This window comes from Stutzerimonas sp. FeSN7 (genome assembly GCF_030263795.1).
In the GTDB taxonomy this organism is placed as follows: Bacteria; Pseudomonadota; Gammaproteobacteria; order Pseudomonadales; family Pseudomonadaceae; genus Stutzerimonas; species Stutzerimonas stutzeri.
Window position 1 is genome coordinate 1 of the sequence record NZ_JARPMN010000001.1, and the last position, 25310, is coordinate 25310.

Sequence of the window (25310 nt, forward strand, 5' to 3'; positions counted from 1 at the left end):
GCTCTGACACAGTGCCGGATTCGGTTCGTCCGGCGCGGCTGCTCGAGCACATCGGCCAGGCTCAGGCCACTTGGACGGTTGACGATAAGCCCCATGGCGCCTTCCGGGCCGTGCTCGATCAGGTAGATCAGCGTCTGGGCAAAGTTCGGATCGGCCATCTGCGGCATGGCGATCAGAAAGTGATGCTTGAGGTAGCTGGGCGCGGTGCTTTTCATGCGCGTTAGCTTAAGCGTTGCACCGCATTCCGGCTACAGCTGCGACCGTTGGTCCCGCGTGCGTCTCAGCGGCTGGACAGCCGGTCACCGCGTTCGAAGCGCCAGGTGCGGATGATCTCGACCTGATCGTACTTCTGCGCCAGTTCGCCGGTGAAGGGGGCGAACGGCGCGGCCAGGCGAACGATGCGGAGTGCGGCATCATCGAGCACCGGCTGGCCGGACGACTCGATCACGCGCCAGTTCCTGCACGGTGCCGTCGCGGTTGATGGTGACGAGCATGCGCAGGCTGCCGTAGATCTGCTGGCGGCGGGCTTCGTCGGGGTAGTTGAGGTTGCCGATGCGCTCGACTTTCTTGCGCCATTCGTCGCGATACCAGGCGCTGATGTCACGCATCGTGGCCGCGCTGTTCTGTCGGCTGACCCGCGGTCGTTTGGCGTAGCGCTCGACGTCCTTCGCCAGTTCGGCCTCAAGGCTGGCGATCTCGGCGCTCAGCTGAGAACTGTCGAATGCCGGGGCGGACTGCGGCTCGGGCTGTGGTTGCGTCTGCTGCTTGACCTCTGCCTTCTGCTGCTGCGGGCTGCGCGTGGTGACGACCGTCTTGGCCGGCTCAGGCCGGGTGCTGGGCGGGGGTGCGGCGGGCGGAGTGACTTTGCGGACTTCGGTGTCCTGAAAGGGTGCCTGCTCGGTGGTCTTCGGCGACGCCTTGTGCTCCAGCGTACCGCTGCCCTGCTGGTTGTCCTGAGCAAGGAAATCCGCGTCCTTGGGCTTTTCCTCGCTCTTGAACGTCGAGAGGGTGATTTCCAGCGTCTTGCTGATCTGCTTCGGTTCGGACAGCGTGAAGCCCAGGCCGAGGATCAGGGCCAGGTGCAGTGCGGCAGCCAGGAAAAGCGTGAAGCCGAGCCGGTCCGCGGGGCGGACTCGGGTCGTTTCAGGCGCAGGATGGCGGATAGCGGCGTTCATCGCGTGTCGGGTCGGCTCGAAGTGCCGCGCAGTCTGCCGGCTTTGAGCTCGCCGTCGCAAGCTCCGAACTCAAAGCTGTTAGCTGGTTCAAGCTTGCAGCTTGGCCGCGATCGCGTCCATGAGGCGTTCGCCGATACGGGTATCGAAGGCATTGTCGATTTCGCGGATGCAGGTCGGGCTGGTGATGTTGATCTCGGTGAGGTAATCGCCGATGACATCCAGGCCGACGAACAGCAGGCCACGTTCACGCAGCTGCGGCCCAACGATAGCCGCGATCTCGCGGTCGCGATCGGACAGCGGTTGCGCCACGCCGCGGCCGCCGGCGGCCAGGTTGCCGCGTGTCTCGCCAGCCGCGGGAATCCGCGCCAGGCAGTCAGGGATTGGCTCGCCATCGATCATCAGGATGCGCTTGTCGCCATCCTTGATCGCCGGAATGTAGCGCTGCGCCATGATCTGCCGGCTTCCATGTTCGGTCAGCACTTCGAGGATCACGGACAGATTGGGGTCGCCCTCGCGATGACGGAAGATCGAGGCGCCGCCCATTTCGTCCAGGGGTTTGAGAATGATGTCACGGTGCTCGTTGGCAAACTCGCGGAGAATGTCGGAGCGTCGGCTGACCAAGGTCGGCGGTGTGCACTGCGGGAACTGAGTGGCGAAGAACTTCTCGTTGCAGTCGCGCAGGCTCTGCGGACGGTTGACCACCAGCGTTCCCGCCTTTTCCGCCAGTTCCAGCAGATAGGTTGCGTAGACGTACTCGCTGTTGAATGGCGGATCCTTGCGCATGAGGATCACATCGAGGTCGGCAAGGGCCATGTCGACCTCCTCGCCTGTCTCGAACCAGTGCTGCGGGTCGTCGAAGACCTGCAGCGAGCGCATGCGTGCGCGGGCCTGGTTGCCGAGCTGATAAAGGTCTCGCTGCTCCATATAGAAGAGTGTCCAGCTTCGCGCCTGGGCGGCCAGCAGCATGGCAAGCGAGCTGTCCTTCTTGAAGGCGATCTGCGCGATAGGGTCCATGATGATCCCGACGCGAACGGTCATGAGAGTTTCTCCAGCTATGGGCGGCAACGTGCCGCCGGTGGCGCAAAAGGTCGCTGCAGATTGGCCGTGGTTGTGCACTGGGTCAAGGAAAATCCGGATGCTTTTCCGGTTGATAGCGTGGCTAGGAGGAGTGTGCTAAAAAGGTCCGGCGATTGGGTGCAGCCCATCGGTGGCAGGGCCTCCGGCGCACTGACATAACGATAAACTACGACTCACCGAGGCGATGGTAGGGCGAAATGGAACAGCACTCCGAGGGCTTGAAGGTCATGGTGATCGACGATTCGAAAACGATTCGTCGCACTGCTGAAACCCTGCTGAAGAAAGTAGGTTGCGATGTCATCACCGCAGTGGACGGTTTCGATGCCCTCGCCAAGATTGCGGATACTCATCCCCGCATCATCTTTGTCGATATTATGATGCCCAGGCTGGACGGTTATCAGACCTGCGCGTTGATCAAGAACAACAGTTCCTTCAAGTCGACGCCAGTGATCATGCTGTCTTCCAAAGACGGCCTGTTCGACAAGGCGAAGGGGCGCATTGTCGGCTCCGATCAATACCTCACCAAACCGTTCAGCAAAGAAGAGCTGCTCGGTGCAATCAAGGCTCATGTCCCTGATTTCGCGCCGGTGGAGCAAGCGTCCTGAAGTTCGGCATTGTTTGCCGCTGAAGCCTTCCTAATGGAGAAATCATGGCTCGCGTTCTGATTGTTGATGATTCGCCGACCGAAATGTACAAGCTCACCGCCATGCTGGAGAAGCATGGTCATGTGGTGCTCAAGGCCGAGAATGGGGCCGACGGCGTAGCGTTGGCTCGCCAGGAAAAACCGGACGCCGTGCTGATGGATATCGTCATGCCTGGCTTGAACGGCTTCCAGGCTACGCGCCAGCTGACCAAAGATTCTGAAACCAGTCACATTCCAGTGATCATCGTTACCACCAAGGATCAGGAAACCGATAAGGTCTGGGGCAAGCGCCAGGGGGCCAAGGATTACCTGACCAAACCGGTGGACGAAGCGACACTGCTGAAAACCCTGAATGCCGTTCTGGCAGGCTGATGCCGGGGTAGCCAACACTCGGACAAAGGGACGTGGCCAGCATGCCTGACATGCAAACGCCGTTTCAGCAGTTGCTGGAGCTAGATAAACGATGCCGCAGCTATGCGGCCGGTCTGCCTTCGCAGCAGGAAGCCGTACAAACCTGGGGAGGGATCGGTTTCCGGATGGGCGGGCGACTGTTCGTCGCTCCGATGGGAGAGGTCGGTGAAATCCTGCATGAGCCTCGATATACGTTGCTGCCCGGCGTCAAGAGCTGGGTCAAGGGCGTAGCGAACGTCCGTGGCAGATTGCTGCCGGTGATGGACCTTTGTGGGTATTTCGGACTTGAGCTCTCGCCTTTGCGAAAGCAGCGCAGGGTTCTGGTCGTTGATCATCAGGAAGTGTTTGCCGGATTGACCGTCGACGAAGTCTTCGGCATGCAGCACTTCCCGGTGGAGACCTTTTCCGAGGAGCTGCCTCCGATCGAGGCATCGATTCAACCGTTCATTCATGGTGTGTTCCAGCGCGAGCAGCCCTGGCTGGTCTTCAGCCCGCACGCTCTGGCAACACATCAGGCGTTTCTAGACGTCGCTTATTGAGTTGTAGGTGGGGTCGACCGAGGTCGGCCTTTTGGTTCTTGGATGGAAGCGCACGGAGGTCCAGGCGGGGGCCGGATAATGATCAAAATGAATGCTAATGCTTTGTTGAGCGGGGTGCGCAGCAATACGCTGATCACCGGTTTGTTTATCGTGCTGATCGTTTCGATCGTATTGCTGTTCGCGAACTTCGCGTACGTAAATACGCAAGCGGATCACGATAACGAGTACATCGCTCACGCTGGAGAGCTGCGCGTACTGTCCCAGCAGATCGCCAAGGACGCCGTGGAAGCGGCAACGGGAACACAGGAGGCTTTCGCTTCCCTGAAACAGGCTCGTAACGACTTCAACCAGCGCTGGGGTTATCTGTCTCAGGGCAACGACAGCATTGGCCTGCCCGCCGTGCCCGAGTCGCTGCGCGCGGAAGTCAATGCCGTAGAGCAGGACTGGAGCACGCTGCGTCGCGACACCGACGCCATCCTCTCCAGTGAACAAACCGTTCTCTCGCTGCATCAGGTTGCCAGCACCCTGGCAGAAACCATTCCCCAGCTTCAGGTCGAATACGAGGAAGTCGTCGACATCCTGCTGGAGAGCGGTGCGCCTGCGGCTCAGGTATCGGTAGCACAGCGTCAGTCGTTGCTGGCGGAGCGTATCCTCGGTTCGGTGAACAAGGTGCTTTCCGGTGACCAGGATTCGGTCCAGGCGGCGGACATGTTCGGTCGTGATGCCAGTCTGTTCGGGCGGGTTCTGAACGCCATGATCGAAGGCAACGTCGCCATGGGCATCACCGCGGTTGCCGACGAAGAAGCACGCGATCGCCTTTCCGAAATTTCCGAGCTGTTCCAGTTCGTATCCGGCTCGGTGGACGAGATTCTCGAGACGTCGCCGGAACTGTTCCAGGTGCGCGAATCGGCGAACAGCATCTTCGAAGTTTCCCAGACCCTGCTGGACAAGACCTCTGCGCTGTCGCAAGGCCTGCAGAATCGCGCCGATGCGCGTTACATCAACACCATCATCGGCTACGTGCTGGGTGCGCTTGCACTGGCAGCGATCATTCTCATCGGCCTGGTGATGGTTCAGGAGGCACGTCGCCGCCTGAGCGAAACCGCCGAGAAGAACGAACGTAACCAGGCAGCGATTCTGCGACTGCTGGACGAGATCGGCGACCTCGCTGACGGTGACCTGACGGTAGCCGCCACCGTAACCGAGGATTTCACCGGTGCGATCGCCGACTCGATCAACTACTCCATCGACCAGCTGCGTGAACTGGTAGCCACCATCAACCAGACTGCCGTGCAGGTATCGGGCGCGGCCCAGGAAACCCAGGCGACGGCCATGCACCTCGCCGAGGCTTCCGAGCATCAGGCGCAGGAGATCGCCGGTGCGTCGGCGGCAATCAACGAGATGGCGGTGTCGATTGACCAGGTATCGGCCAACGCCGCGGAGTCGTCGGCGGTAGCGGAGCGCTCGGTAGCAATTGCCAACAAGGGCAACGAGGTGGTGCACAACACCATCACCGGCATGGACAACATTCGCGAGCAGATCCAGGACACGTCGAAGCGGATCAAGCGTCTCGGCGAATCGTCCCAGGAGATCGGTGACATCGTCAGCCTGATTAACGACATTGCCGACCAGACCAACATCCTCGCGCTCAACGCGGCGATCCAGGCCTCCATGGCGGGTGACGCAGGCCGGGGCTTCGCGGTGGTAGCGGACGAAGTACAGCGTCTGGCGGAGCGTTCGTCGGCGGCGACCAAGCAGATTGAGGCGCTGGTTAAGACCATTCAGACCGACACCAACGAGGCGGTCATCTCGATGGAACAGACCACCGCCGAGGTGGTGCGCGGAGCCCGTCTGGCGCAGGACGCCGGGGTGGCACTGGAAGAGATCGAGAAGGTATCCAAGACCCTGGCGGCGCTGATCCAGAACATTTCCAACGCGGCACGCCAGCAGGCTTCCTCGGCTGGTCACATCTCCAACACCATGAACGTGATCCAGGAGATCACCTCGCAAACGTCGTCGGGTACCACCGCTACTGCCAAGAGCATTGGTAACCTGGCGAAGATGGCCAACGAGATGCGCCATTCCGTTTCCGGTTTTACCCTGCCGGATGCTCAGGATCAGGCCTGACTTGATGGGTGCGGCAGTCATTGATGGCTGCCGCCGATGATCACGAGCGAGGGGCAGGGCATGCAGCCGAGGTTGGACTGGGCATTGGAGCCCCTGGCCGATATGTCGCCGGCGGAATTCCATGATTGGCAGACGCTTCTCGAAGAGCGTTCCGGCATGGTCGTCAGCGAGCAGCGGCGCAGTTTCCTGCAGGCCAACCTGAGTGCACGGATGCGCGAAGTCGGGGCTCCCGACTATGCCACCTACTATCGTCAGGTCACGTCCGGTCCGCGAGGTGCGGTCGAATGGTCGACGCTCATGGATCGGTTGACGGTCCAGGAGACGCGCTTCTTTCGCCATCCCGCTTCCTTCGAGCTGCTGAAGGCTCATCTGGACCAGTGTCTGGAGCAAAGGGCGGGCGATCGGCCGCTGACGTTATGGAGCGTGGGTTGTGCAAGTGGCGAGGAGACCTACTCGCTGGCGATGACCGCTGCCGAGGCACAGGCGCATAGCTCGGTCAAGGTGGGTTTCGGGGTTACCGGCACCGACATCAGCCTCAGCGCCCTGGCCAAGTGTCGCGCGGCGGTCTACAGCGCCCGTCGGCTGGAGCAGGTCGAGCCGGCATGGCGTGAGCGCTACTTCCTGTCGTTACCCGATGATCGTTTTCAAGTCGTCCCTGATCTCGCTGCACGCGTTTGCTTTGCAAGGCTCAATGTGCTGGAGCTGGCGAATTCGCCGATCTCCGGCATGGATGTCATTTTTTGCCAGAACCTGTTGATCTACTTCCGCCGCTGGCGTCGTCGCGACATCCTCAATCGCCTGGCCGAGTGCCTGGCCCCTGGGGGGCTGCTGGTGATAGGCGTAGGCGAGGTGGTCGGCTGGCAACATCCGGATCTGCTTCCGGTTGCCAATGATCAGGTTCTGGCTTTTACCCGGAAAAGTTTATGAGCGGAGTCGCTATGGGTGATCGGCACGATTATGTCGCCCTGGAGTGGGTGAAAGGCGAGATTGCCGAAACGCTTAAGCAGGCGCGTCAGGCGCTGGAGGCGTTCGTCGAGAATCCACAGGACTCGACTCGGATGAGCTTTTGCGTGACCTATGTGCATCAGGTACATGGCACTCTGCAGATGGTCGAGTTCTTCGGCGCGGCACTGCTCGCCGAGGAAATGGAGCAGCTCGCGCGTGCGCTGCTCGAAGGCCGCGTGGCCAACCAGGGCGAAGCGCTCGAGGTGATGATGCAGGCCATCCTGCAGCTTCCCGTCTATCTGGATCGCATCCAGAGCGCCCGTCGCGACCTGCCGATGGTCGTCCTGCCGTTGCTCAATGATCTGCGTGCCGCCCGTGGCGAAAAGCTGCTCTCGGAAACCAGCCTTTTCTCGCCCGATCTCTCCGGGCGCACCCCGGCGCTTTCTCGCGAGTCCGTCGAGCGCCTGCGCACCGAGGAGCTCCCGGCATTGCTGCGCAAGCTGCGCCAGATGCTGCAAGTCGCACTGGTGGGCGTGATCCGCAACCAGGATCTTCCGACCAATCTGGGCTATATGGCTCGGGTATTTGCCCGCTTGGAACAGCTTTGCAAGGATGCGCCGCTGGCTGCGCTCTGGCAGATCGCGTCGGGGCTGGTCGAAGGGCTGGCCAGTGGTGGTGTAAGCAACGGTACATCGGTTCGCACCCTGCTGCGGCAGGTGGACAAGCAGCTCAAGCGGCTGGTCGAGGAGGGCGCAGATGGTATCAACCAGGCTGCGCCTGATGAGTTGATCAAGAATCTGCTCTTCTATGTCGCCAAGGCGCCCGGGCAGACGCCGCGCATCCAGACGCTCAAGCAGCACTATCGCCTCGATGAAGCGCTGCCGGACAGCGCCGTGGTTGATCAGGAGCGCGCCCAGCTGGCTGGCCCGGACCGAGGCGCGATGCGCTCGGTGGTCACGGCACTGTGCGAAGAACTGGTCCGCGTGAAGGACAGTCTTGACCTGTTCGTGCGTAGCGATCGCAAGGTCATTTCCGAGCTTGCGAGCCTCGAAGTGCCGCTCAAGCAGATCGCCGACACCCTGGCGGTGCTCGGCTTCGCGCAGCCGCGCAAGATCATTCTCGACCAGATCGCCCTGGTCCAGTCCGTTGCGCAGGGACGGCAGGCGCCCGACGACGCCGTGCTGATGGATATCGCCGGAGCATTGCTCTATGTCGAGGCCACGCTCGCCGGCATGGTCGGAGGCCCTGCGGAGGAGCGCAGCGAAGCGAATCATCTGCCGACCACCGATGTGGCTCAGATTCACCAGCTGGTTATTCGCGAAGCGCGCAACGGGCTGGAGCAGGCGAAGGATGCGATCATCGAGTTCATCGCCTCGCAATGGAATCACGAGCACCTGGCGCGCGTTCCCGATCTGCTGACCCAGGTCCGTGGCGGCCTGGCCATGATTCCGTTGGAGCGTGCTGCAGCGCTGCTGCAGGCTTGTAACAGCTACATTCAGGACCAGCTGTTGGCCCGCCAGGCTGTGCCTGACTGGCAGAGCCTGGACACCTTGGCGGATGCGATCACCAGCGTCGAGTACTACCTGGAGCGACTGTCGGAAGACTGCGGGACGCAAGGCGACCTGATTCTCGATGTGGCCGAGGAGAGTCTGCAGAACCTGGGTTATTCGCTGGGACAAGAGAAGCCGCAACCGGTAGAGCAGATCGCCGAATCCGAGATGCTGGATCCACTGGACGAGATCGAAGTGCTTCCGGAAGAGCTGGAGGTGAGTCCCGACACGTTTGCCTTTGCCGAGCCCTCTGAAGAACAACAACCGGACGCATCGGAGCCGGCGTTCGTCAGCGAGTCGCAATTGCTGCTCGACGCCGCGGAAGCCGAACCCGAAATCGAGGCGGTGGAATTCGAGCCCGAGTGGACGCTGGGGATTCAACCTCCACGGACGATGAGATCGTCTTCAGTCTGCCGGATGATGAGTCGTCGGCTGCTCCGGCCCTTGCCGAGACGGCGGGCGAGGAGCCGAGCCTGGACGACTGGAGCGTGGCGCAGGTTGCCGAGCTCGATCTTCCCGAAGTGACCCTGCCTGACTTCACGCAGCCCGAAGCAGCTCCCGTTGTCGAACCCGAGCCGGCAATCGGCCTGGAGCAGGTGATGGCCGCGCCGGTTACCGCCATCGATCCGCCGGCACAGGATGCTCCGCCAAGCCTCCTGCCTCCGCCTGCCGACGAGGAGCCGGTCGATGAAGACCTGCTTGAAGTCTTCATCGAAGAGGCCGCTGAAGTCCTGGAAACCATCGGCGAATACCTGCCGCGCTGGTTCTCCGACAGTGATGACAAGGATGCACTGGGTGAAGTCCGCCGTGCATTCCACACCCTCAAGGGCAGCGGACGGATGGTGCGGGCGCTGATCATCGGCGAACTCGCATGGTCCATCGAGAACCTGCTCAATCGCGTCCTGGATCGCACCATCGTCGCCGGCGATTCGGTCAGGCAGGTGGTGCGTGACGTCGTCGAGCTGATGCCAGCGCTGGTCGAGGAGTTCGCCGCCAAGGCGCAGCGCCAGCGTGACGATGTCGATCGATTGGCCGCCACCGCACATGCGCTGGCCAAGGGGCAGCCGGTAGCGCTGCCTCAGCCCGTCGCTGAGGTTGTCGAGGCCTTTGTGCCTGACGTCGACTCAGAGCCCGCACCGATCGCCGAAGCGCCTCAGGCGGTTCTGCCTGAAAATGATGACGATGCGCTGGACCCGCAGTTGCTGGAAATCTTTCGCAACGAGGCAGAGTCGCACCTGACCACGCTCGTCAGCTTTCTCGCAGATTGCGCGCAACGCCTGCCCCAACCGGTGACCGATGCATTGCAGCGCGCGCTGCACACCCTCAAGGGCAGTGCGCACATGGCCGGCATCCTGCCCGTTGCGGAAATCGCGACGCCGTTGGAAAAGATGGTCAAGGAATTCAAGACCAACCTGATCCAGATGGACCTGGCGGAAGCCGAGTTGCTGCACGAGGCCGAGTCGCTGCTGCGGCAGGGGCTGGTCAATCTCGACCATGAACCGCTGGCACCGATCGAAGGGGCTCCCGCGTTCCTGGCCAAGGTGCATGCGTTGCATCAGGCGCGACTGGTCGAGGCGGGTGCCCGCCAGCAGAACGATGCAGGCGAGGCGCGCGATCCGAGCATGATTGCGCTGTTCCTCTCCGAAGGCATGGATATTCTGCTGGACGCAGAAGACTTGTTGCGCAGCTGGCGTGAGCATCCGGCCGAGCGCCAGGAGCTGTCCGCTCTGCTGCAGGAGCTGACCACGCTCGGGCAGGGCGCCAAGATGGCCGATCTGCCGCAGATGGAGGCCCTGTGTCAGGTCCTGCTGCGCCTGTATGCCGTCGTCGAAGAGGGCCGACTCGCCGTCAGCGAGCGCTTCTTCGATGATGTCGAGCGCGGCCATGAAGCGCTGGTCGGGATGATGGACCAGGTGGCGGCAGCGCTGCAGGTCAGCGAGCAGTCTGAACTGCTGGCACGTCTGGAGGCGCTGCTGGACGAGGCGATAGACCCGCTGGATCTTGCGCAGTCATTTGCCGAGCCGCAGGTTGCATCGTCCGCGCCCGCGCCCGTTACACAATTGCAAGCCGAAGCCGAAGCCGAAGCCGAAGCCGAAGCCGAAGCCGAAGCCGAAGCCGAAGCCGAAGCCGAAGCGTGGCCGGCCGATCCTGTGGTTGACGAAGCGCAGGATGATCTCGACCATGAAATGGTCGAGATATTTCTCGATGAGGCGGTCGATCTCATGGAGAGCGCAGGCCAGGCGCTGGATCGCTGGCTTGCCGATCCCGCCAATCAGATGGCCCTCTCGGCGCTGTTGCGCGACCTGCATACCCTCAAGGGTGGCGCCCGGATGGCCTCCATTCGCCCGATCGGTGACCTGGCGCACGAGCTTGAATCGCTCTATGAAGGTCTCTCCGACGGCCGTTACGTCCACTCCGTCGAGTTGGCGACGCTGTTGCAGCGCAGCCACGATCACTTGGCCCTGCAGCTCGAACAACTGCAACGCCAGCTGCCGATGAGCTGCGCCGATGCTCTGATCGAGTCGATGCGCGCCTTTCGTCAGGGCGCTTTTCCTGCGTTCGAAGCCGAGGACGTAGTGGCCGAGGCGCAGCCGGATCAGGGTAATGAGTCCCATACGTTCGAGGAGCCACTCGAGGGCGAGGACGCTTTTGACGCTGTGCCGGACCAGCCTCCGGTCATGGAGGTCATCGATCTGCCACTGGCTGACATCGATGAGTCATTCACCAGCGAAGAGGGTGAAGCAGTCAGTCCCCTGGAGGACGTCGAAGCCACCGAGGCCTCGTTCAGCGAAGCGCAGGACGAGATCGAGCTCGAATTGCCTGAAATCGAAGACGCGCCCGCGTCGTTCGAGGTGGCTGCGGATGCCCCGCGAGCCGAAGCGGTCGATCGTCAGCCAGAGCTGGTAGATCGCGACCCCGAGCTGGTGGAGATCTTCCTGGAGGAGGGCTTCGACCTTATCGAAAGCGCGGCCGGCGGGTTACAGCGCTGGATGGCGGATGTCGACAACAGCTTCGAGCTCGAAGCACTGCAGCGGGACCTGCACACCCTCAAAGGTGGCGCACGGATGGCGGATATCCGCGAGATCGGTGATCTCGCCCATGAACTCGAGTTTCTCTATGAGGGGCTGTGCGCGGGCAGCTACCGAGCCAGTTCCGAGCTGTTCGGCCTCCTGCAGGCCTGCCAGGACCGTCTGGCGGAGATGCTCGAAGCGGTGCGGGCGCACAATCCGATCCCTAGCGGTGATGCGCTGATCGAGACGATTCGCCGATTTCGCAACAACCCCGAGGAACAGCTGAGCATCCCCAGCAGCGTATCGCTGAAGGCTGCGCAGGAGGATGCGCAGCAGTCGGCCGAGGCCGAGATCCTCGATATCTTCGTCGAGGAAGCGGACGACCTGCTGGAAGAGATGGAGTCGGCCCTGGGCCGCTGGGATGCTGGCCGCGAGGACGCGGCGCCCCTGGCTGACATGCTTCGCGTGTTGCACACCCTCAAGGGCGGGGCACGCCTGGCGGGGCAGACTGCCCTGGGCAACATGGCCCATGATCTGGAGCAGCGCCTGAGCGAGGCGCAGCAACAGGGCGCCCCCTGGCCGGACAGTCTGTTCCTCGATGTACAACAGGGTTATGACGCGCTGCTCAAGGACGTCGAGCAGTTGCGCGACAGCCTTGCCAGCGATAGCGCCGAGCCGCTGTATTCGGAGCCACAGCATGCGGAGCTGCAGGAGACCGAGTCGCCGTTGCCGAGCGAGCCGCTGACACTGCCGCAGCCGATCGTTGCGGCGAGCAGCCAGCCGGCGCCAAGCGCTGCGCCGGCAAAGGTCCTGCCGTTTATTCGGCGCGCCCAGCAGGCCGCTCAGGAAGCCGCTGCGCGTCGAGCACCACAGGAACTGGTCAAGGTGCCGGCGGAACTGCTGGAAGGGCTTGTCAACCTGGCTGGTGAAACCTCGATCTTCCGTGGTCGGGTGGAGCAGCAAGTCAGCGACGTCGGGTTCACGCTCGGCGAAATGGAAGCGACCATCGAGCGCGTGCGCGATCAGCTGCGCCGCCTGGATACCGAAACCCAGGCGCAGATTCTCAGCCGCTATCAGGCCGAGGCCGAGCGGGCCGGCTACGACGATTTCGATCCGCTGGAGATGGACCGCCATTCGCAGCTGCAGCAGCTGTCCCGTGCGCTGTTCGAGTCGGCCTCCGACTTGCTCGACCTGAAGGAAACCCTCGCTGCGCGTAACCGCGATGCCGAAACCCTGCTGCTGCAGCAAGCACGCGTCAATACCGAGCTTCAGGAAGGCCTCATGCGTACGCGCATGGTGCCTTTCGAGCGGCTGGTGCCGCGTCTGCGTCGTATCGTCCGGCAGGTGGCCGGTGAACTCGGCAAGCAGGTCGAGTTCCTGGTCGGCAACGCCACCGGCGAGATGGACCGCAGCGTGCTCGAGCGAATCGTCGCGCCGCTGGAACATATGCTGCGCAATGCCGTGGACCACGGTATCGAGTCGGTCGAGCGGCGCCGTGCCGCCGGCAAATCCGAGCAGGGCACGATCCGCCTGGATCTGGCGCGTGAAGGCGGCGATATCGTCCTGACGCTGGCGGACGACGGTGGCGGCATCAACCTCGAGGCGGTGCGGCGCAAGGCGATCGAACGCGGCCTGATGTCCGCCGACAGCGGTCTGTCCGAACACGAGATCCTGCAGTTCATCCTCGAGGCCGGTTTCTCCACCGCCGAGCGCGTCACGCAGATCTCCGGCCGTGGTGTCGGCATGGACGTGGTGCATTCGGAGGTCAAGCAGCTCGGTGGCTCCATGAGCATCGAATCGACGCTGGGCCAGGGCACGCGTTTCCTGATTCGCCTGCCGTTCACGGTGTCGGTCAACCGGGCGCTGATGGTCTACTCGGGCGAGGACCTCTATGCGATCCCGCTGAACACCATCGAAGGTATCGTGCGGGTTTCGCCGTACGAGCTGGAGGCTTACTACCAGCCGGATGCGCCGCGCTTCGAATATGCCGGTCAGGCCTACGAGCTGCGTTACCTCGGCGATCTGCTGAACAACGGGCAGAAGCCGAAGCTGGTCGGACAGAGTCTGCCGCTGCCGGTGATTCTGGTGCGTTCCAAGGAGCACAGTGTCGCGGTGCAGGTCGACAGCCTGGCCGGCTCGCGCGAGATCGTGGTGAAGAGCCTCGGCCCGCAGTTCGCCGGCGTCCATGGCATCTCCGGCGCGACCATCCTCGGCGACGGTCGCGTGGTGGTGATTCTCGATCTGCTGGCCACCATTCGTGTCCTGCATGCGCATCAGATCATTCAGCAGCAACAGCCGAGGCTGATCGATCAGCTGCCCGAATCCGTCGAGGTGGAAAGCGAGCGGCCGACGCTGGTCATGGTGGTCGACGACTCGGTCACTGTGCGCAAGGTCACCAGCCGCCTGCTGGAGCGCAACGGCATGAACGTGCTGACCGCCAAGGATGGGGTGGATGCGATCACCCAGCTGCAGGAGCGCAAGCCGGACATCATGCTGCTGGATATCGAGATGCCTCGCATGGACGGCTTCGAGGTCGCCACGCTGGTGCGCCATGACGAGCGCCTCAAGGACCTGCCGATCGTCATGATCACTTCGCGTACCGGCGAGAAGCACCGGGATCGCGCGTTGAGCATCGGCGTCAACGAATACCTGGGCAAGCCGTACCAGGAGTCCGTCCTGCTCGAGGCCATCCAGCGCCTGGTCCACGCCGATGTCTGAAGTGCTCTCCACCCGTATTGCGGTACTCGCCGATACCTCGCTGCAGCGTCACGTGCTGCAGCAGGCGTTGACCGGAAGTGGCTATCAGGTGGTGCTGAACAACGACCCGGCGCGTCTTGAACCTGCCGATCTGGATAGCACCGAAGCGGACCTGTGGCTGGTGGATCTGGCCCAGACCGAAGACTCCCCGCTGGTGGATGCCTTGCTGGAGCGCGACACCACGCGGGTGCTGTTCGGCGAAGGGCATGCGCCGGAACGCCATTCGGAGTTCTACCCACGCTGGGAGCGCAGCCTGTTCAGCAAGCTCAAGCGCCTGGTGGGCGATCCGTCGCGTGCCGTCGGGCCACGGCTGGACGTGTTGCAGGGCGAAGGGCAGCGTCCGGAGCGACTGACGCTGCCTGCAGTGCTGGCCGATTCCGCGCTGCGTGCCGGAGAACCGGCACATCAGGTCTGGCTGCTGGCAGCCTCGCTGGGCGGGCCGGAGGCGGTGAAGGCCTTTCTGGATGCCTTGCCCGGCGGGTTGCCGGTGGGCTTCGTCTACGCCCAGCATATCGAGGCGAGCTTCGAGTCGGCGCTGTCCCAGGCCGTGGGGCGCCATAGCCAGTGGCAGGTGCGGCAGGTCCGCCCGGGTGAGCCGGTTCGCTGCGGCGAGGTGGTAATCGCCCCGATCAGTGAGGAGCTGGCGTTCGAGGACGATGGCAGCGCGCGCCTGACCGGCCGCTGCTGGCCAGAGCCGTACAGCCCCTCGATCGACCAGATGATGCTGAACCTGGCCCAGCAGTTCGGCGGCCGCTGCGGTGTCATCGCCTTCAGCGGCATGGGAAGCGACGGCAGTGCCGCGGCGGCGTACGTGCTGCGTCAGGGCGGCAAGGTATGGACGCAGCGCGCCGACTCCTGCGCCTGCTCGAGCATGCCGGACAACCTTCGCGAGGGCGGCTACAGCTCCTACAGCGGTGATCCACGAGAACTGGCGCAGGCGCTAGTCAATCATCTGGTGAACCAGGCCGGGGCGCCCACCACGTCTTTTCAACGGGATAATTCATGAGTCAGACGGTCATTTCTCAGGACGCGGAAAGCCTTACCGGGCTGCTGATGCCGCTTGCCGATCGCATGCTGCTGGTACCCAACGTGGCGGTAGCCGAGCTGATTCCGTACCGTGCGCCACAGGCGGTACAGGGCATGCCGGCCTGGTTTCTCGGCCAGGTGCAGTGGCGCGACCTGAGTCTGCCATTGCTGTCATTCGAGGCCGCCTCCAGCGGCGAGCCGCAGCCGGTGGGCAGCGCCGCGCGGGTGGCCGTGCTCAACGCTGTCGGCGGGCGCGATCACGTCAAGTTCATTGCCCTGCTGGTGCAGGGCATTCCGCACTCGATCAAGGTCGATGCGAGCCTGGCGCGGGCGGACGTAGAACTTGCACCGCTGGAGCTGGATGCGGTCAACCTCGGTGATATGCAGGCACGTATTCCCGACCTGGTCGGCCTGGAGCAGAAGCTGGCAGACGCCGGCCTGATCTGACTGCGGTCCGCGGCTAGAAGTCGCCCCACAGCTGCTGCGCCACGCTCAATGCCACCACCGGTGCGGTCTCGGTGCGCAGTACTCGCGGGCCGAGCCGGGCCGGCAGAAACCCCTGGCCGCTGGCCAGCTCGACTTCGCTATCGCTCAGGCCGCCCTCCGGGCCGATCAGAAATGCCAGGCTCTGCGGCTTGGCATGGCTTGCCAGCGGCTCGGCCACCGGGTGCAGCACGAGCTTGAGGTCGGCCTCGACGTCCAGCCAGTCGCGCAGCGTGACCGGCGCATGGATGATCGGCAGTACCGAGCGGCCGCACTGCTCGCAGGCGCTGATGGCGATCTGTCGCCAATGGGCCAGGCGCTTGTCGGCGCGCTCATCGTTGAGGCGGACCTCGCATCGCTCGCTGATCAGCGGGGTGATTTCGCTGACGCCCAGCTCGGTGGCCTTCTGGATCGCCCAGTCCATGCGTTCGCCACGGGACAGGCCCTGACCGAGGTTGATTCGCAGCGGTGATTCCGGCATTCCCGTCAGGCGTTCGTGCAGTTCCACGCTGACGCTCTTCTTGCCCACCTCCAGCAGTTCGCCGCGGTACTCGGCACCGCTGCCGTCGAACAGTTGCACCGCGCTGCCGGCCGACAGGCGCAGGACCCGCCCGATGTAATGAGCCGATGCCTCGGGTAACGCATGCTGGCCGAGGGAAAGAGGGGCGTCGATGAAGAAGCGGGATAGGCGCATAGGGCAACGGCAGGGCGTGGTGGATGGAACGGCAAGTCTAAAGCATCGGCAGCCCGCTCAGCAGGCCGCCGCACGCTGCGTGGTGTTCAGCCCGGATCGCGGAAGCCCGGATAGAGGCCGCTCGGCATCCCCACCTGGACGGTGTCGCGGGTGGCGATATCGATCCCTTCGCTGGCAACCGCGGCGAGGAAGTCGATCTGCTCTTCGGTGATGCAGTACGGCGGCAGGAAGTACACCACGCTGCCCAGCGGGCGCAGCAGGGCGCCGCGCTCCAGCGCATGCTGGTAGACCTTCAGTCCGCGACGTTCCTGCCAGGGGTAGGCCGTACGGCTGGGTTTGTCCTGAACCATCTCGATGGCCAGCGCCATGCCGGTCTGGCGCACCTCGGCCACATGTGGATGCTCGGCCAGGTGCGCGGTGGCGCTGGCCATGCGTGCGGCCAGCGCCTTGTTCGCCTCGATGACGTTGTCCTCGGCGAAGATGTCCAGCGTCGCCAGTGCGGCGGCACAGGCCAGCGGATTGCCGGTGTAGGTGTGCGAATGAAGAAAGGCGCGCAGGGTCGAGTAGTCGTCGTAGAACGCCTGATACAGGCGGTCGGTGGTGAGCACCGCGGCCATCGGCAGATAGCCGCCGGTAAGGGCCTTGGACAGGCAGAGGAAGTCCGGCGTGATGCCGGCCTGCTCGCAGGCGAACATCGTGCCGGTGCGCCCGAAGCCGACGGCGATCTCGTCGTGGATGAGGTGCACCTCGTAGCGGTCGCAGGCTTCGCGCAGCAGCTTGAGGTAGATCGGATGATACATGCGCATGCCGCCGGCACCCTGGATCAAAGGCTCGACGATGACCGCGGCGATGTCCTGATGATGCTCGGCAAGCGTCTGCTCCATGTGCGCAAACATCTGCCGGGAGTGCTCCTCCCAGCTGACACCCTCAGGACGCAGATAGCAATCCGGACTCGGTACCTTGAAGGTATCCAGCAGCATGGGCTTGTAGGTATCGGTGAAGAGTGCGACATCGCCCACCGACATCGCAGCAACGGTTTCGCCGTGATAGCTGTTGGTCAGGGTGACGAATCGCTGCTTCTGCCCACGGCCGCTGTTACGCCAATAGTGGAAGCTCATCTTCAGCGCCACTTCGATACCGGTCGAACCGTTGTCGGTGTAGAACACCCGGTCCAGCCCGGCCGGCGTCAGCGCGACAAGCCGCTCGGACAGCTCGATCACTGGCTGGTGACTGAAGCCTGCGAGCATCACGTGCTCAAGCTGATCGACCTGATCCTTGATGCGTTGATTGATACGTGGATTGGCATGACCAAACACGTTGACCCACCAAGAGCTGACGGCGTCCAGGTAGCGCTTGCCGTCGAAATCCTCCAGCCACACGCCGTCGCCGCGGCGGATGGGAATCAGCGGTAACTGCTCGTGGTCCTTCATCTGGGTGCAGGGATGCCAGAGCACGGCGAGGTCGCGTTGCATCCAGCTGTCGTTCAGGCTCATGTTGGGTCCTCCGCAGTAAGTCGCGAAGCCTAGCAGAACTTGCAAGTGACACTCGATGCGATCAGTTATCGATTTGCTCGATGTTTCAAAGCGAAAAAATGCGCTCTATTCCGATAGGTAACCGGCTAGGCTTCTAACCCTCGAAATTAAAGGATGGATTCGATGCGCTGGCGCAACTCTTCCACGCACTACGGGCTGACCAGTATCGCGTTGCACTGGCTGGTGGCCGTCGCGGTCTTCGGATTATTCGCCCTGGGCCTCTGGATGGTCGGGCTGAACTACCACAGCAGCTGGTACCGCACCGCGCCGGATCTACACAAGAGCATTGGCATTGTGTTGTTTCTGGTCATGCTGCTGCGGGTGCTCTGGCGCTTCATCAGTCCGGCACCGGGGCCGTTGGCAAGCCAGGGCCGGCTAACCCAAAGGGCTGCCAAGCTCGGGCATGGGCTGCTCTACCTCGGCTTGTTCGTCGTCATGATCTCCGGCTACCTGATTTCCACTGCCGACGGCCGGCCGATCGGTGTGTTCGGCCTGTTCGACGTACCGGCGCTCATCACCTCCATTCCGGACCAGGCCGATCGTGCCGGGCTGGTTCACGAGTATGCCGCCTGGGCGCTGGTGATCTTTGCCGTCGTGCATGCCCTCGCCGCGCTCAAGCATCATTTCATCGATCGCGATGCGACGCTCAGGCGCATGCTTGGTTTCAATGCCGATTAATCATCAAAGACAGGAGAATCACTGATGCTCAAGAAAACCCTCGCGGCACTGTTCCTTGGGTCCGCACTGGTCGGCGGCCAGGCATTCGCGGCCGATTACGCCATTGACAAGCAAGGCCAGCACGCCTTCGTCAACTTCAAGATCAGCCACCTCGGCTATAGCTGGCTGTGGGGCACGTTCAGGGATTTCGATGGCAGCTTCAGCTTCGATGCGGACAGGCCGGAAGCGAGCAAGGTCAAGGTCACGCTGAAGACCGCCAGCGTCGATACCAATCATGCCGAGCGCGACAAGCATCTGCGCAGCGATGACTTCCTCAATGTCGCCAAGCACCCGACGGCCACCTTCGAATCGACATCGGTGAAGTCCACGGGTGAAGGCACCGCCGATATCACCGGCAATCTGACCCTTAACGGTGTGACCAAGCCGGTGGTGATCGCGGCCAAGTTCATCGGTGAGGGCGACGATCCCTGGGGCGGCTACCGCGCCGGTTTCGAGGGCAGCACAACCCTGACCCTGAAGGACTTCGACATCAAGATGGACCTCGGGCCGGCGTCGCAAACGGTCGATCTGATCATCTCGGTCGAAGGTGTGCGCAAGTAAACGCTCCCCGTGGAACCCGAACGCCGGCATCTTGCCGGCGTTCTGCGTTTGCCTGGATTATGTATCGGCGCGGATTGCGCAGCGGACAAAGCTGTGGCGAACGGGCCTATGAACACACCTTTTGCAATATTTGCAGCAGGTCCGACGAGTCTTTTCAGGTTTACAGACAGTCATGGATGTAAGTATATTTCGGCCCTTTCCGCTCTCCGCGTCTGCGGTGTGCTGTTGCCCACTCCCGCCTGCCAGGTTTTCAAGAGGTCTAACCATGCCAATCAAGTCAGCCAATGCTGCCCTGATGTCCATTCTCGCCATGGCTGTTTTCCTGGCCGGCTGTCAGGAAGAAGCAGCACCTCCGGCCCAGCAGAAGCCCCAGGTCGGTATCGTGACCCTGCAGGCGGAGCCGTTCGCGGTAACCACCGAGCTGCCCGGGCGTACCCGCGCCTACCGCATCGCCGAGGTGCGACCGCAGGTCAACGGCATCATCCAGAAGCGCCTGTTTACCGAAGGCAGTGACGTAAAGGCCGGGCAGCAGCTGTATCAGATTGATCCATCGGTATACGAAGCCACGTTGAAGAGCGCCCAGGCGAGCGTGGCGTCCAGCAAGTCGCTGGCCGACCGTTATGCCGAGCTGGTCAAGGACCAGGCCGTCAGCAAGCAGGCCTATGACGAGGCCCGCGCAGCCAGCCTGCAGGCCGAAGCAGAGCTGGAGCGCGCGCGCATCGACCTGCGCTACACCAAGGTGCTGGCGCCCATCTCCGGCCGCATCGGCCGTTCCGCCGTCACCGAAGGTGCGCTGGTCAGCAATGGCCAGGCGCAGGAGCTGGCGACCATTCAGCAGCTCGATCCGATCTATGTCGATGTCACCCAGCCTGCCCGTGATCTCTTGGCGCTGCGCCGCGATCTGGCCGAAGGCCGGCTGCAGAAGTCCGGCGAGAACGCCGCGCGGGTCAGCCTGAAACTGGAAGATGGCAGCGATTACGGCCATGAGGGCAAGCTCGAATTCAGCGAAGTGACGGTCGACCCTGGTACCGGTTCGGTGACCCTGCGCGCCGTCTTCCCCAATCCGGACAAGATTCTGTTGCCGGGCATGTTCGTCCATGCGCAGCTGGTCGCCGGTCTCAAGAGCGAGGCGATCCTGGTGCCGCAACAGGGCGTGACGCGCAATACCAAGGGCGAGCCGACCGCCATGGTGGTCAATGCAGAGAACAAGGTCGAGCTGCGCCCGATCAAGACCGAGCGCGCGGTGGGCAATCGCTGGCTGGTGGGCGAAGGGCTGCAACCGGGTGATCGGGTGATCACCGAAGGCCTGCAGTTCATCCAGCCGGGGGTCGAGGTCGAGGTGGCTCCGGCTACCAATGTCGATAATCGCGGTGGGGTGTCTGCACAACCCCAAGGCCAAGAAGGCTGAGGGGTTCCTAGTCATGTCCAACTTCTTTATCGACCGGCCGATCTTCGCCTGGGTGATTGCTCTGGTGATCATGCTCGCCGGCGGCCTGTCCATCCTCAACCTGCCGGTCAACCAGTATCCGAGCATCGCCCCACCCGCGGTCGGTATCTCGGTGAGCTACCCGGGCGCGTCTGCACAGACCGTGCAGGACACCGTGGTGCAGGTCATCGAACAACAGCTCAACGGTATCGACGGGCTGCGCTACATCAGTTCGTCGAGTAACTCCGACGGGAGCATGGAAATCACCGTGACCTTCGATCAGGGCACCAACCCCGATATCGCTCAGGTCCAGGTGCAGAACAAGCTGCAGCTGGCAACGCCGCTGCTGCCGCAAGAGGTTCAGCAACAGGGCATCCGCGTCACCAAGGCCGTGCGCAACTTCCTCATCATCATCGGTCTGGTATCGACTGACGGCAGTCTGGATCAACGCGACCTGGCCAACTACATCGTCGCCAACATGCAGGACCCGATTTCCCGCACCAAGGGCGTGGGCGATTTTCAGGTGTTCGGTGCCCAGTACGCGATGCGCATCTGGCTCGATCCAGCCAAGCTGAACAACTTCAGTCTGACGCCGGAGGATGTCAGCTCGGCGATCCAGGCGCAGAACGTCCAGGTGTCTTCCGGCCAGTTGGGTGGCTTGCCGGCGCTGCCCGGGCAGCAGCTCAACGCCACGGTGATCGGCAAGACCCGTCTGCAGACTCCGGAGCAGTTCCGCAACATCCTGCTCAAGGTCAACAGCGACGGCTCGCAGGTGCGCCTGGGTGATGTCGCCAAGGTCGAGCTGGGGGGGGAAAACTATTCCGTCAGTGCACACTTCAACGGCAAGCCAGCCGCCGGCCTCGCGCTGAAACTGGCCACTGGCGCCAACGCGCTGGATACTGTCGAAGGCGTGCGCAAGACCATCGAGGAGCTCAAGCCGTTCTTCCCGCCGGGCGTCGATGTGGTCTACCCGTACGACACTACGCCGGTCATCTCCGCCTCCATCACCGGTGTCATGCAAACGCTGCTCGAAGCGTTCGTGCTGGTGTTTCTGGTGATGTACCTGTTCCTGCAGAACTTCCGCGCGACGCTGGTTCCGACGCTCGCGGTACCGGTGGTGCTGCTGGGCACCTTCGGCGTACTGGCGGTGTTCGGCTTCAGCATCAACACGCTGACCATGTTTGCCATGATTCTGGCAATCGGTCTGCTGGTGGACGACGCCATCGTGGTGGTGGAGAACGTCGAGCGGGTGATGCGCGAGGAGGGTCTCTCCGCCGCTGGAAGCCACGCGCAAGTCCATGGGCCAGATCCAGGGTGCGCTGATCGGCATTGGTGTGGTGCTGTCGGCGGTACTGTTGCCGATGGCCTTCTTCGGAGGCTCGACCGGGGTCATCTACCGGCAGTTCTCGATCACCATCGTATCGGCGATGGTGCTCTCGGTACTGATGGCGCTGATCTTCACGCCAGCGCTGTGTGCCACATTGCTGAAGCCGATCGACAAGGGCGACCATCACGAGAAACGCGGTTTCTTCGGCTGGTTCAATCGCTCCTTCGAGCGCAGCGTCAATGGCTATGAGCGCGGTGTGAAAGCCGTGCTCAAGCGCAAGGCGCCGTTCCTGCTGCTGTATGTGCTGATCGTCGGCGTCATGGTGGTGCTGTTCAACCGCATTCCCAGCGCCTTCCTGCCGGAAGAGGACCAGGGCGTCCTGTTCGCTCAGGTCATGACCCCGTCGGGCTCGACTGCCGAGCGCACCCAGCAGAGCATCGACGCCATGCGCAGCTATCTGCTGGAAGAGGAGGGCGACATCGTTCGTTCCGTCTTTACCGTGACCGGCTTCAGCTTCGCCGGCCGCGGTCAGAGCTCGGGTATCGCCTTCATCAGCCTGAAGCCTTGGAGCGAGCGGACCAACGAGGAGGACGGCGTATTCGCCCTGGCTCAGCGTGCGCAGCAACATTTCGCCAGTTTCCGTGACGCTCAGGTATTCGCCTTTGCGCCGCCGGCGGTGATGGAGCTGGGTAACGCCACCGGTTTCAACCTGTTCCTGCAGGACCGCGCCGGCGTTGGCCAGGAAGTGCTGCAGCAGGCCCGCGACAAGTTCATGCAGCTGGCCAGCCAGAGTCCGGTGCTGACCCGGGTGCGGCCCAATACCCTGCGCGACGAACCGCAGTATCAGGTGCTTATCGACGATGAAAAGGCGCGGGCACTGGGCATTTCGCTGGCGGAGATCAACAGCACCCTGTCGATCGCCTGGGGTGGGCGCTACGTCAATGACTTTATCGATCGAGGGCGGGTGAAGAAGGTGTATTTGCAGGGCGTTCCGGACGCGCGCATGAGCCCTGAGGATTTGCAGAAGTGGTATGTGCGTAACGATGCCGGCGAGATGGTGCCGTTCAGCGCCTTTGCCAGCGGCGAATGGACTTACGGTTCGCCGAAGCTGTCCCGCTACAACGGCGTCAGCGCGATCGAGATGCTCGGTGAGCCGGCGCCTGGTTACAGTTCCGGTGATGCCATGGCCGAGGTCGAACGCATCGCCGCCCAGCTGCCACCTGGAGTGGGCTATTCCTGGACAGGCCAGTCCTACGAGGAACGCCTGGCTGGCTCGCAGACGCTGGCGCTCTATGCCCTGTCGCTGCTGGTGGTGTTCCTCTGCCTGGCGGCGCTTTACGAGAGCTGGTCGATTCCGTTCTCGGTCATGCTGGTCGTGCCGCTGGGTATCGTCGGGGCGCTGGCCTTCACCTTGCTGCGCGGGCTGTCTAACGAGGTGTTCTTCCAGGTGGGCCTGGTCACTACCATTGGTCTGTCGGCCCGTAACGCGATCCTTATCGTGGAGTTCGCCAAGGCGCTGCACGAGCAGGGCATGAGCCATGTCGATGCGGCATTGCAGGCATGCCGCATGCGTCTGCGGCCGATCATCATGACGTCGCTGGCGTTCATTCTCGGGGTGGTGCCGCTGGCGCTTGCTTCCGGGGCTGGCGCGGGCAGTAAGCACGCCATCGGTACTGGCGTGATCGGCGGGATGATCTCCGCTGCGGTGCTGGCGATTTTCTGGATTCCGTTGTTCTACGTGATGATCTGCACGTTCTTCGACCGCTCGAAGTCCGCCAACGAGGGTGTGAAGGAGGATTCGCAGTGATGTACAAGTTTCTGTTGAGCCTGGCGCTGATGGCGGCGCTGGGCGGTTGCTCGCTGATCCCTGACTACGAACGTCCGCACGCACCGGTCGCGGTCGCCTGGCCGCAAGGCGAGGCCTATCCGCAAGACACGACGCAGGCGTCCGAGCGCGCTCTTGGCTGGCGCGAGTTCTTCCGTGATCCGGCGCTGCAGCAGCTGATCGAGGTGGCGCTGGAGAACAACCGTGACCTGCGTGTGGCGGCGCTCAACGTCGATGCCTATCGCGCGCTGTATCGCGTGCAGCGCGCCGATGTGCTGCCGGCGGTGAGTGCCGACGGCGCGGGGACGCGCAGCCGCACGCCTGGCGATATGAACATGACGGGCGAGCCGGGCATCAGCAGTCAGTACAGCGCGACGTTTGGCGTGTCCTGGGAGCTTGATCTGTTCGGTCGCCTACGCAGCCTGCGCGACCAGGCGCTGGAGGAATTCTTCGCCAGCGAAGCCGCGCAGCGCAGTACCCAGATCAGCCTGATTGCCAGCGTCGCCAATGCCTGGCTGACACTGCAGGCGGATCAAGCGCTGCTGCAGGTTACCCGTGACACGCTCAAGACCTACGAAGAAAGCCTGGGCCTGACCCAGCGCAGCTTCGATGTCGGCGTCGCCTCGGCGCTGGAACTGCGCCAGGCACGCAGTGCGGTGGACAGTGCGCGGGTGAGCATCGAGCAGTACACCCGCCTGGTGGCGCAGGACCGCAATGCCCTGACCCTGCTACTGGGCCAGAGCCTGCCGGCCGGTCTGCCGAGCGGCGAAGGTCTCGAGCGCACCCAGCTGGCGACGTTGCCGGTCGGATTGCCCTCGGACCTGCTGCAGCAACGCCCGGATATTCTCCAGGCGGAGTTCCAGCTGCGTGCGGTCAATGCCAGCATCGGCGCCGCGCGTGCGGCGTTCTTCCCGCGCATCAGCCTGACCGGCGCGGCAGGGACCGCCAGCAGCGAGCTGTCCGGTCTGTTCGACGGCGGTTCCGGCTACTGGGGCTTCTCACCGAGCATCAGCGTGCCGATCTTCAACGCCGGCCAGCTTCGGGCCAACCTGGACTACGCGCAGATCAGCAAGAACATCCAGGTGGCGCAATACGAGCAGGCCATCCAGACGGCGTTCCGCGAGGTCGCCGACGGGCTCGCCGCCCAGGCCACTTATGTGCGCCAGGTGCAGGCCCAGCGTGATCTGCTGCAGACCAGCGAGGATTATTACAACCTCGCCGAGCGTCGCTATCGCACCGGTGTCGACAGCTACCTGACCGTGCTCGACGCGCAGCGCCAGCTGTTCAGCGTGCAACAGCAGCTGATCAGCGACCGTCTGGCGCAGCTGACCAGCGAGGTGAACCTGTTCAAGGCGCTGGGTGGCGGCTGGCAGGAGACAGTGCAGGCCACCCCCGAGGGCTGAGGATCATGGCGCCGCAGCCCTGAAGAGGTCGTCGCCGTGCTGCAGATGAGAAAACGCCGCCCAGTGGGCGGCGTTTTCGTT

The 25310-nt window shown here is 63.1% G+C and carries 16 protein-coding genes and 3 pseudogenes; 14 read left to right on the forward strand and 5 right to left on the reverse strand.

Features of this window, described 5'->3' with window-relative positions; genetic code table 11:
* The 3 genes and pseudogenes from P5703_RS00005 to gshB all read right to left on the reverse strand — a co-directional run.
* Positions 1–215 (reverse strand): annotated as a pseudogene (locus tag P5703_RS00005) (YqgE/AlgH family protein); the annotation flags it as partial.
* A 65-nt stretch (positions 216–280) separates the two neighbouring features.
* Positions 281–1175: pseudogene (locus P5703_RS00010) on the reverse strand (energy transducer TonB).
* An 87-nt stretch (positions 1176–1262) separates the two neighbouring features.
* Positions 1263–2213, reverse strand: coding sequence for a glutathione synthase (gene gshB, locus P5703_RS00015; protein ID WP_285585050.1), 951 nt, complete (start codon positions 2211–2213; stop codon positions 1263–1265).
* A 236-nt stretch (positions 2214–2449) separates the two neighbouring features.
* On the opposite strand from gshB, the gene pilG reads away from it, so the two are divergent.
* From pilG to P5703_RS00055, 9 genes are all read left to right on the forward strand, one after another.
* Complete coding sequence (pilG, locus tag P5703_RS00020) at positions 2450–2857, forward strand: twitching motility response regulator PilG (protein WP_003282729.1); 408 nt, start codon at positions 2450–2452, stop codon at positions 2855–2857.
* A gap of 44 nt (positions 2858–2901) precedes the next feature.
* A complete protein-coding gene (pilH, locus tag P5703_RS00025) occupies positions 2902–3267 on the forward strand; it encodes a twitching motility response regulator PilH (RefSeq protein WP_003297216.1) in 366 nt (121 codons plus the stop codon).
* 41 nt (positions 3268–3308) lie between these two features.
* Positions 3309–3845, forward strand: a complete 537-nt coding sequence (locus tag P5703_RS00030; RefSeq protein ID WP_013984316.1) for a chemotaxis protein CheW — start codon at positions 3309–3311, stop codon at positions 3843–3845.
* A gap of 78 nt (positions 3846–3923) precedes the next feature.
* Complete coding sequence (locus P5703_RS00035; RefSeq protein ID WP_020305670.1) at positions 3924–5972, forward strand: methyl-accepting chemotaxis protein; 2049 nt, start codon at positions 3924–3926, stop codon at positions 5970–5972.
* A gap of 60 nt (positions 5973–6032) precedes the next feature.
* Positions 6033–6899 carry a CheR family methyltransferase gene (locus P5703_RS00040; protein ID WP_079328555.1) on the forward strand — a complete coding sequence of 289 codons (867 nt, stop codon included), beginning with the start codon at positions 6033–6035 and terminating at the stop codon, positions 6897–6899.
* Positions 6896–8992: a FimL-related protein gene (locus P5703_RS23995; protein WP_502989178.1), complete on the forward strand. Its 2097-nt coding sequence runs from the start codon at positions 6896–6898 to the stop codon at positions 8990–8992. Before P5703_RS00040 ends, P5703_RS23995 begins: the two co-directional genes overlap by 4 nt.
* Before the next feature lie 74 nt (positions 8993–9066).
* On the forward strand, positions 9067–14196 hold the full coding sequence (locus tag P5703_RS00045) for an Hpt domain-containing protein (RefSeq protein ID WP_502989184.1): 5130 nt from the start codon (positions 9067–9069) through the stop codon (positions 14194–14196).
* Positions 14189–15241 carry a chemotaxis protein CheB gene (locus tag P5703_RS00050; protein WP_014597991.1) on the forward strand — a complete coding sequence of 351 codons (1053 nt, stop codon included), beginning with the start codon at positions 14189–14191 and terminating at the stop codon, positions 15239–15241. Before P5703_RS00045 ends, P5703_RS00050 begins: the two co-directional genes overlap by 8 nt.
* The gene (locus tag P5703_RS00055; RefSeq protein ID WP_011914952.1) at positions 15238–15708 is read left to right on the forward strand and encodes a chemotaxis protein CheW; all 471 of its coding nucleotides are present in this window, start codon (positions 15238–15240) and stop codon (positions 15706–15708) included. The genes P5703_RS00050 and P5703_RS00055 overlap by 4 nt, the downstream gene beginning before the upstream one ends.
* A gap of 13 nt (positions 15709–15721) precedes the next feature.
* Here the strand turns inward: P5703_RS00055 and P5703_RS00060 are convergent, their stop codons facing one another.
* Together P5703_RS00060 and P5703_RS00065 are read right to left on the reverse strand one after the other, a co-directional pair.
* On the reverse strand, positions 15722–16438 hold the full coding sequence (locus P5703_RS00060) for a 16S rRNA (uracil(1498)-N(3))-methyltransferase (protein WP_125865050.1): 717 nt from the start codon (positions 16436–16438) through the stop codon (positions 15722–15724).
* Between the two features lie 86 nt (positions 16439–16524).
* Complete coding sequence (locus P5703_RS00065) at positions 16525–17931, reverse strand: adenosylmethionine--8-amino-7-oxononanoate transaminase (RefSeq protein WP_285585059.1); 1407 nt, start codon at positions 17929–17931, stop codon at positions 16525–16527.
* Between the two features lie 162 nt (positions 17932–18093).
* Between P5703_RS00065 and P5703_RS00070 the strand changes: the two genes are divergently transcribed.
* From P5703_RS00070 to P5703_RS00090, 5 genes and pseudogenes are all read left to right on the forward strand, one after another.
* Positions 18094–18648: a cytochrome b gene (locus P5703_RS00070; RefSeq protein WP_285585061.1), complete on the forward strand. Its 555-nt coding sequence runs from the start codon at positions 18094–18096 to the stop codon at positions 18646–18648.
* A gap of 24 nt (positions 18649–18672) precedes the next feature.
* Entirely contained in the window at positions 18673–19248 is a 576-nt protein-coding gene (locus P5703_RS00075; RefSeq protein ID WP_285585063.1) for a YceI family protein, read from the forward strand.
* Positions 19249–19513: 265 nt separating this feature from the next.
* A complete protein-coding gene (locus tag P5703_RS00080) occupies positions 19514–20656 on the forward strand; it encodes an efflux RND transporter periplasmic adaptor subunit (RefSeq protein ID WP_285585066.1) in 1143 nt (380 codons plus the stop codon).
* 13 nt (positions 20657–20669) lie between these two features.
* A pseudogene (locus P5703_RS00085) lies at positions 20670–23808 on the forward strand (efflux RND transporter permease subunit).
* On the forward strand, positions 23808–25229 hold the full coding sequence (locus P5703_RS00090; protein WP_285585070.1) for an AdeC/AdeK/OprM family multidrug efflux complex outer membrane factor: 1422 nt from the start codon (positions 23808–23810) through the stop codon (positions 25227–25229). The pseudogene P5703_RS00085 and the gene P5703_RS00090 overlap by 1 nt, the downstream one beginning before the upstream one ends.
* The last annotated feature ends 81 nt before the right edge of the window (positions 25230–25310 follow it).